The organism is Aquabacterium sp. (assembly GCF_044226965.1).
Lineage (GTDB): Bacteria > Pseudomonadota > Gammaproteobacteria > Burkholderiales > Burkholderiaceae_C > Pseudaquabacterium.
Window position 1 is genome coordinate 52,676 of sequence record NZ_JBGAGA010000035.1, and the last position, 8,598, is coordinate 61,273.

8 protein-coding genes are annotated in these 8,598 nt (G+C 72.6%); 3 read left to right on the forward strand and 5 right to left on the reverse strand.

What is annotated here, in order from left to right; all coding sequences use genetic code 11:
• Nucleotides 1–25: 25 nt before the first annotated feature.
• Nucleotides 26–976: a LysR family transcriptional regulator gene (locus tag ACILR4_RS16580; RefSeq protein WP_395701964.1), complete on the reverse strand. Its 951-nt coding sequence runs from the start codon at nucleotides 974–976 to the stop codon at nucleotides 26–28.
• A gap of 109 nt (nucleotides 977–1,085) precedes the next feature.
• Between ACILR4_RS16580 and ACILR4_RS16585 the strand changes: the two genes are divergently transcribed.
• Nucleotides 1,086–2,930, forward strand: coding sequence for a tannase/feruloyl esterase family alpha/beta hydrolase (locus tag ACILR4_RS16585; RefSeq protein WP_395701965.1), 1,845 nt, complete (start codon nucleotides 1,086–1,088; stop codon nucleotides 2,928–2,930).
• Nucleotides 2,931–2,969: 39 nt separating this feature from the next.
• Here the strand turns inward: ACILR4_RS16585 and ACILR4_RS16590 are convergent, their stop codons facing one another.
• From ACILR4_RS16590 to ACILR4_RS16600, 3 genes are read right to left on the reverse strand one after another with little or no spacing between them, the layout of a single operon-like run.
• Complete coding sequence (locus ACILR4_RS16590; protein ID WP_395701966.1) at nucleotides 2,970–3,968, reverse strand: tripartite tricarboxylate transporter substrate-binding protein; 999 nt, start codon at nucleotides 3,966–3,968, stop codon at nucleotides 2,970–2,972.
• Entirely contained in the window at nucleotides 3,965–4,603 is a 639-nt protein-coding gene (locus ACILR4_RS16595; RefSeq protein ID WP_395701967.1) for a dienelactone hydrolase family protein, read from the reverse strand. Before ACILR4_RS16595 ends, ACILR4_RS16590 begins: the two co-directional genes overlap by 4 nt.
• 42 nt (nucleotides 4,604–4,645) lie before the next feature.
• Nucleotides 4,646–4,861: a hypothetical protein gene (locus tag ACILR4_RS16600; protein WP_395701968.1), complete on the reverse strand. Its 216-nt coding sequence runs from the start codon at nucleotides 4,859–4,861 to the stop codon at nucleotides 4,646–4,648.
• Nucleotides 4,862–4,939: 78 nt separating this feature from the next.
• Between ACILR4_RS16600 and ACILR4_RS16605 the strand changes: the two genes are divergently transcribed.
• Entirely contained in the window at nucleotides 4,940–6,661 is a 1,722-nt protein-coding gene (locus ACILR4_RS16605; RefSeq protein WP_395701969.1) for a M14 family zinc carboxypeptidase, read from the forward strand.
• 15 nt (nucleotides 6,662–6,676) lie between these two features.
• Here ACILR4_RS16605 and ACILR4_RS16610 read toward each other — a convergent pair whose 3' ends face one another.
• Nucleotides 6,677–7,606: a LysR family transcriptional regulator gene (locus tag ACILR4_RS16610; protein ID WP_395701970.1), complete on the reverse strand. Its 930-nt coding sequence runs from the start codon at nucleotides 7,604–7,606 to the stop codon at nucleotides 6,677–6,679.
• 102 nt (nucleotides 7,607–7,708) lie between these two features.
• On the opposite strand from ACILR4_RS16610, the gene ACILR4_RS16615 reads away from it, so the two are divergent.
• Nucleotides 7,709–8,598, forward strand: an 890-nt coding sequence (locus tag ACILR4_RS16615) for an alpha/beta fold hydrolase (protein ID WP_395701971.1), incomplete at its 3' end; no start/stop codon positions are given.

Below are 8,598 nucleotides of genomic sequence, written 5' to 3' on the forward strand. Positions count from 1 at the left end.
CGTTGGGACGGGCCCTGGGGCGGGCTCAGGCGCGGGCGCGCCGCGGCGTGTCGGCGGCCTTGACCAGGAAGCTCGCCAGCCGCGCGGCTGCCTCGCTCATGGCTGCCGGCTGCAGCAGGCCGATCGGCCGCAAGGGGTGGGCCGGCGCACCCTTGACCACGCGGATGTCGCCACGCGCCAGCCGCTGCCGCACGAAGCTCAGGGGCAGCAGGGTCAGGGCCTCGTGCTCCTGCATCAAGCGCACCAGCAGGGTCATGTTGCGCGTGACCAGCGGCAACGTGCGCGGGGCTGCGGACCAGGTCGCGGCCATGGCGTCGAAGCGCTCGCGCGCCAGGGACCCGGCCGGCGCCAGCACCCAGCCGTGGTGGGCCAGGTCGGCCTCGCCGACACGGCGACGCTGCGCCAGTGGATGCCGCGGTCCGCAGGTGACCACCAGCTGGTCGTCCAGCAGCGGCACGAAGTGCCAGCCCTCGGGGGCGCTCTCGGGGCGGCGGCAGACCATCAGGTCGACTTCGCCGTGGGCAATGGCCAGCAACAGTTCCTCGGCCTCCGCCTCGCGCAGGTGGACCTCGATCGCCGGCACGCGCCGCGCGAACTGCACCAGCGCGGCTTCGAGCAGGCCGTTGATCGCCGAGCCCGAGGCCACCAGCCGCACCACGCCTTCGCCGCGGCGCTGGAACGCGGCCACCAGCTCGGCGCCCTGCGTCATGCCCTGCATCAGCTGGCGCAGCACCGGCACCAGCTCGTTGCACAGCGCCGTCGGCCGGACGCCGCGCGCATGGCGCTGGAACAGCGAGGTCTCGAGCAGGCCCTCGATGTAGGCCAGCGACTGCGTGACCGAGGACTGCGTCATGCCCACCGCCGTGGCGGTGCGTTGCACGCTGCCCAGCTGTGCCAGCTTCAGCAGCACCTGCACATGGCGGAACTTGCCGCGCGCCAGCAGCCGGTTGAGCAAGGCAGAGGCAGTGGGCAGCATGGTATCGAAGAGTCTAATACTGGGCGGTCGATTTTCATTGGTCTTCGATGCCTGCTGTTGGGAAGATGCGGTCCGGCCGGCCCCCCCCCAACAGACCACGGAGACACCCATGAACCGACCCTCGACCGGGGCGCAGGCGCGCACCTGGATGACCCTGCTGTGCCTTGGCGCAGCGCTGGGCGGCTGCGGCGGCAGCGACACCGCTGACCCGGCGCCGGCGCCCGCCCCCGCACCGGCCGCGCCCCTGGCCTGCGACGATGGCATCAAGGCCGCCTTCAAGCCCGACGCCAACACCACGGTCACGCTGGTCAAGGCCTTCAAGGCCGGCGACGCGATCGCACTGCCGGGCACGCCGGCCACGCCGGCCCCACCGGTGGCGCCGGCCGATGTCTGCCTGGTGAAGCTGCTGGTGGGCCCGGGCAACCCCGGGCCGGCCGGTGCGCCGTCCACCTCGGCCGGCATCGGCATCGAGGTGTGGCTGCCCGCCGCCGGGGCGTGGAACAGGATCATCCGTGTCTTCGGCAGCGGCGGCTGGGCCGGCGGCCCCCATGCCGACGTGGCGCAGGTGGGCTCGCGCGCCATCTTCTTCGCCGCGCTGAAGAAGGGTTATGCCTTCAGCGCATCGGACCACGGCCATGCGCCGCTGAACAACGGTTCGTTCGCGATGAACCCCGACGGCAGCCTCAACACCGTGCTGTGGCAGGACTTCGCCGAGCGCAGCATGCACGAGCTGGCCGACAAGACCAAGGCCCTGGTCAAGGCCTACTACGCCAGCGCGCAGGAGCGGGCCTACTGGGACGGCTTCTCCACCGGCGGCCGCCAGGGCTACAAGATCGCGCAGAAGTACCCGAAGGACTTCGACGGCATCCTGGCCGGCGCGCCGGCCTTCAACTGGAGCCGCTTCATCACGGCCGAGCTCTACCCGCAGGTGGTGATGCAGCGCGAGCTGGGCGGGCCGCTGGCCGCGGCCAAGCTGGCGCTGGTCAGCGGCGCGGCGGTGAAGTCCTGCGATGCGCTGGGACTGGGCTTCCTGCTCGACCCGCTGCAATGCCGCTACGACGCCACCCGGGACGCCAGCGTGCTGTGCAGCGGCGTGGCCGGCAACGGCACCACCGGCGCCAGCAGCAGCGCCGCCTGCGTGAGCCTGAAGGAGGCCCGCGCGATCAACCAGATCTGGTACGGCCAGACCGCCGACGGCAGCGTGCCCGACCCGCAGGCCGACAACGGCGGCAGCGCGACGCTGGGCAGCGCCGACCACCTGTGGTGGGGCCTCACGCGCGGCACCAGCCTGGCGCTGTCGCTGGCCGGGACGAACCCGTTCCCGATTGCCAGCGACCAGGTGGCGCTGGAGCTGCAGGACCCGCGCATCGCCGGCAGCAACTTCACCAATGCCACCGGCAACGGCGCCAGCGGCTGGAAAGCACTGGACTACGCCGGCCTGGCCAATGCCTATGCGCAGGGCCTGGCGCTGCAGCCGTACTTCAGCAACATCAACACCGACAGCACGGACCTCAGCGGGGTGCGTGATGCCGGCGTCAAGGTGCTGAGCTACCACGGCCTGGCCGACGACAAGATCATGCCGCAGGGCTCGATCAACTACTTCACCCGCGTCTCGGCGGCGATGGGCGGCAACGGCGAGGTGCAGAAGTTCAACCGCCTGTTCCTGATCCCGGGCCTGGCACACGACAGCACCTTCGCGCTGGCCGGCTCGATCGACCCGGCCACGGGCGCGCTGCTCAACCCCGGCAAGGTGCCGCTACCGCAGCCGGTGAGCGGCCGCGACGAGCTGTTCAGTGCGCTGCGCGACTGGGTCGAGAAAGGCATCGCGCCCTCGCGCATCGAGGTCAGCTCGGGCGACGGCAGCGTCAGCATGCCGCTGTGCGTCTACCCGCAGAAGGCCAGCTACGGCGGCAGCGGCGCGGTGACCGCAGCGGCCAGCTACACCTGCAAGTAAGCGGCCACGGCGGCGGCGCGGCCGCCGCCCGGCGCCGGCTCAGTCGGCGGTGATGCCGGCAGCCCGGATCACGCCGGCCCACTGGGCCGTCTCGTGGCGCACGAACTCGGTGAACTGCGCCGGGCTGGACGCGATCACCTGGGCCCCGAGCGCCGCCTGGCGCTCGCGCATCGGCCCCTGCAGCGCCTGCCGCGCGCTGCGGTACAGCTGGCGCACCACCGCGGCCGGGGTGCCGCGGGGCGCCGAGAGCCCGGCCCAGGTGGTGGCCTGGAATCCCGGGAAGCCGCACTCGGCCACCGTCGGCACCGCGGGCAGCAGGGCCAGGCGCTCGCGGCTGCTGACGGCCAGCGCCAGCAGCCGGCCCTGCGGCAGGTAGGGCAGCACCGCGTCCTGGTTCAGGAACATCAGGTCGACCCGGCCGGCCAGCAGATCGGTGAGCGCCGGGGCGCCGCCCCGGTAGGGCACGTGCACCAGCGACACGCCGGCGCGCTGCTTCAGCATCTCCATCGCCAGGTGGCCCGAGCTGGCATTGCCGGCACTGGCATAGCTCAGGTGCCCCGGCCTCGCCCGGGCCCGCGCCAGCAGCTCGGCCAGCGACCGTTCACCACCGGGCGGCAACACCAGCACATTGGTGCCGGCCACCAGCTGCGTGATGTGCACGAAGTCGTCCCGGATGTCGAGCCCGGTGCGCGGCGTGAGCGTCTGCGCGGTGGTGTTGCCGATCCAGGACAGCATCAGCACGTGGCCGTCGGCCGGCGCGCGCGCCACGGCCTCCGCGGCCAGCAGGCCACCGGCGCCCGGCTTGTTGTCGATGATCATCGGCTGGCCGAGCAGCCGCCCCATCTCGTCGGCCAGCATGCGCGCCAGCGCGTCCGAAGGTCCGCCCGGCGGTGCCGCGACGACGAGGTGGAGCGGTCGCCGCGGAAAGCCGACCTCGGCAGCCGCCGCGGCCCCGGTCGCCCCGGTCGCCGGAACCGCCAGCGCCGCCGCGGCCGCGATCAGCCACTGCCGCCGCGGGGGGCTGCCAGCAGGCCTCACCGCAGCACGCGGTTGAACAGCGCCAGCATGCGCCCCCAGGCCTGCTGCGCGGCCGCGGCGTCGAAGCGCGGCGTCGTGTCGTTGTTGAAGCCGTGCTGCGTGCCGGGGTAGCGATGGGCTTCGTACTTCACGCCGGCGGCCTTCAGCGCGGCCTCGTAGCCGGGCCAGGCGGCGTTGATGCGCTCGTCGTTGTCGGCGAAGGCCAGCACCAGTTCGGCCTGGATGTGCGCCACCTGGTCGGCCGGTGCCGGCGCGCCGTAGAACGGTGCTGCGGCGCGCACGGCGCTCACGCGCGCGGCCAGGAAGTTGGCCATGCCGCCGCCCCAGCAGAAGCCCACCACGCCGAGCTTGCCGTTGCCGCCGGCCACGCCCTGCGCCCAGGCCGCGGCGGCGGCGAAGTCCTCGCGCGTCCTGGCCTGGTCCAGCGTCGCGAAGCGCTCGCGCGCCTTGTCCTCGTCGCCGGGGTAGCCGCCCAGCGGGAACAGCGCATCGGGCGCCACCGCGATGAACTGCTCCAGCGCCAGCCGGCGCGCAACGTCCTCGATGTGCGGGTTGAGACCGCGGTTCTCGTGCGCCACCAGCACCACCGGCAAGGGCCCCGCGGCCTGCACCGGCCGCACGACATAGGCGCGCACCCGGCCGTAGCCGGCCGGCGATGCGAACTCGACGAACTCGGCCTACAGCCGCGCATCGCCGGGCGCCACTTTCTGCGCACGGGCGAAGTCCGGACTCAGTGCCGCCAGCAGCCCGGCGGCGGTGGTGCCGGCGGCCGCCGCAAAGCGCCCGGCGCGGTCGAGGAAGGCACGGCGGTCGATGTCGCCATGCACGTACTGGTCGAACAGGCACCAGAGTTCGGGGTCGAAGTCGGTGCGGGGCGGAAGCGACGTGTTCATGGGCTCGTCTTGTACACCGCGTGATCGCCGCCGCCGCACAATGCCCCCACCCCCGCGTCAAGCCCCCTCCCTGCCTTCATGCATTCCGACTGGTCCACCCCCTTCGAGCAAGGCAACGGCAACCAGACCACCACCTGGGCCGCCTGCATCGCCTTTCACCAACGGCTGGCAGCGGCCTTTCCGCAGTGGCTGCGCTTCGACGAGGTCGGCCACTCCGACGGCGGCGTGCCGCTGCACTGCGGCGTGTTCTCGGCCGACGGCGTGTTCGACTCCGCCGCGATCAAGGCCGCGGGCCGGCCGGTGTTCTTCAACAACAACGGCATCCACCCCGGCGAGCCCGAAGGCATCGACGCCTGCATGGCGCTGCTGCGCGACCTGTGCCTCGATGCCGAGCGCCGCGCCGCGCTGGGCCGCACGGTGCTGGTGTACATCCCGGCCTACAACGTCGACGGCCTGCTGAACCGCGGCACCACCAGCCGCGTGAACCAGAACGGCCCCGAGGCCTTCGGCTTCCGCGGCAATGCGCGCCACCTGGACCTGAACCGCGACTTCATCAAGCTCGACAGCCTGAACGCACGGACCTTCGCCAGCGTCTTCACGCGTTGGGACCCGGACGTGATGGTCGACACCCACACCTCCAACGGCGCCGACTACCAGCATGTGCTGACGCTCATTCCGACCCAGCCCGACAAGCTGGGCGGCCGCACCGGCGCGCACCTGCGCGACGCGATGCTGCCGGCGCTGTATGCCGGCATGGCCGCGCGCGGCTTTGCGATGTGTCCCTACGTCAATCCGGTGAAGGAGATTCCCGACGACGGCATCGCCGACTTCCTGGACACGCCGCGCTTTTCCACCGGCTACGCGGCGCTGCACCACTGCATCGGCTTCATGCCCGAGACGCACATGCTGAAGGACTTCAGCGCGCGCTACCACAGCACCCGTGCACTGGTGGACTGCGCGCTGGCCTGGACCGTCGCCCAAGGCGACGCGATCCGCGCCGCACGGGCAGCCGACCGCGCGGCCATCGCGGCCGGTGCCCCGGTGCCCTTGCAGTGGCAGCTGGATGCCGCGCACAGCCGGCCGTTCCGCTTCAGCGGCTACCGCGCGGTCTACGAACCCAGCCGGCTCGGCCGCTACCAGCGCCTGCGCTACGACCGCTCGGCACCCTGGCAGCGCGACATCCCCTACCACGATCGTTACGCGGCCATGGCTAGCGTGCTGCCGCCGCGGGCCTACCTGCTGCCGCAGGCCTGGCATGACGTGGCCGTGCGGCTGCAGGCCCATGGCGTGCCGCTGCAGCGCATCGCCCGCGCCGGCCGGGTGCAGGCCGAGGCGTACCGCATCACGCACTTCGAGAAGCGGCGCGTGCCGTTCGAAGGCCGCCACCTGCACGATGCGCTCGAGCTGCAGGCCGAGCCGCTGGACGCCGCGGTGGCCGCGGGCGACTGGCTGGTCCCGCTGGGCGGCCCGATGGACCGCTTCGTCGTCGAGGTGCTCGAACCCCTGGGTGTCGACAGCTTCTTCCGCTGGGCCTTCTTCGACAGCGTGCTCGACAAGAAGGAAGGCTTCAGCGACTACGTGTTCGAGGACGAAGCCGAGCGCCTGCTGGCCACCGAGCCCGGCCTGCGCGAACGTTTCGCGGCCTGGCAGGCCACGCATCCGGATCAGCTGGACGATCCGCAGGCGGTGCTGGGCTTCCTGTTCCTCGCCGCGCAGCGCTACGCCGAGCCCGAATGCCGGCGCTACCCGGTGCTGCGGCTGGCGGCGCTGCCGGCCGTGCTGCTGGCGCAGGCGGACTGACGCGTCTTTCAGGCATTACCATCCGCCGTCCGCATCCGCCCGGTGCGGCTCGAAGGCCGCGAGCAGGAAGTCCACCAGCGCGCGCGTCTTGGCCGACAGGTGGCTGCGCGTCGGGAACACCGCGTAGAGGTCGGCCGGCGGCAGCTGCCAGTCGGGCAGCACCGGCCGCAGCCGGCCCGAGCGCAGCATCGGCGCGGCTTCCCACAGCGAGCGCATCAGGATGCCGTGGCCGTCCAGCGCCCAGCCGAGCACGCATTCGCCATCGTTGGCGGCGAGCGGGCCGCGCACCTTCACCGTCTCGTGCCGGCCACCGGCGCGCAGGTGCCAGCTGCCGAAGGTCTCGTCGCTCTCGCGGATGAACAGGCAGGCATGCCGCGCCAGCTCGCGCGGCGCGCTGGGCTCGCCGGCGCGGCGCAGGTAGGCGGGCGCGGCGCACAGCACGCGCCGGTTGTGCGCCAGCAGCCGCGCGGTCAGGCGCGCGTCGGGCAGTTCGCCGAAACGCAGCTGCAGGTCGAAGCCCTGCTCGATCAGGTTCACCGGCCGGTCGGTCAGGTGCAACTGCACCTCCACCTCCGGGTAGCGCCGCGCGAACTTCGACAGCAGCGGCGCCAGCTGGCGCCGGCCGAAGCCCAGCGTCGCGCACACGCGCAGCAGGCCCTGCGGCTGCGCACGACCACCGGTCACCGTGCGCTCCAGCGCGTCCAGCGCCTGCAGCACGCGCTCGCCTTCGACCAGGTAGGTCTCGCCCTCGGGGGTCAGGCCAATGCGGCGTGTCGTGCGCTGCAGCAGGCGCACGCCCAGGCGCTTCTCGATCGCCGCGAGCCGCTTGCTCACCGCCGGCGGCGTCACGCCCAGCTGCTGCGCCGCAGCCGCCAGGCTGCCGTGCTTGACGAGGTGCGCGAAGAACGCGAGATCGGAAAAGCCGTCGTTCGATTGATAACCCATGGGAACGAAAGAACTGCCGAAAGCGACATTGTGGCGCTTGTGTTCAGGCCTACCATGCGCCGAACGAACGGTCGCGGCCCGCCTGCGCCGCCTGGAGACGCCATGCACGCCCATCCCCTGTTCCCCGGCTTCACGGCCCATGACATCGAGACCGACACCGGCGTGCGCATCCACGCGCTCACCGGCGGCAGCGGGCCGCCGCTGCTGCTGCTGCACGGCCACCCGCAGACCAGCGCCATCTGGCACCGAGTGGCGCCGACACTGGCCCAGCGCTTCACTGTCGTGGCCGCTGATTTACGGGGTTATGGAGATTCGTCCAAGCCCGCCGGCGATGCCGGGCACCTGGCCTACAGCAAGCGCCGCATGGCGCAGGACATGCGGGTGCTGATGCGCACGCTGGGCCACGAGCGTTTCGCGGTGCTGGCGCACGACCGCGGCGCGCGCGTCGCGGCCCGGCTGGCGGGCGACCATCCCGAGGCCGTGCGCCGCGCGCTGCTGCTGGACGTGGCGCCGACGCTGGCAATGTACGAAGGCACCCGCGACGCCTTCGCGCGCGCCTACTGGCACTGGTTCTTCCTGATCCAGCCGGCGCCGCTGCCCGAGCGCCTGATCGAGGCCGACCCCGCGGCCTATGTGCGCGAGGTGATGGGCCGCCGCAGCGCGGGCCTGAAGCCCTTCGACCCGCGCGCGCTGGCCGAGTACGAACGCTGCCTGGCGCTGCCCGGCGCGGCGCACGGCCTGTGCGAGGACTACCGCGCGGCCGCCGGCATCGACCTCGAGCACGACCGCGCCGACCGCGAGGCCGGCCGCCTGCTGCAGCCGCCGCTGCGGGTGCTGTGGGGGGCGGAGGGCGTGGTGCAGCGCTGCTTCGAGCCGCTGGCGCTGTGGCGCGCGGTGGCGCGCGAGGTGGACGGCGAGGCCCTGCCCTGCGGCCACTACATCCCCGAGGAAGCGCCGCAGTTGCTGCTGGAGCGCGCGCTGCCCTTCCTGCT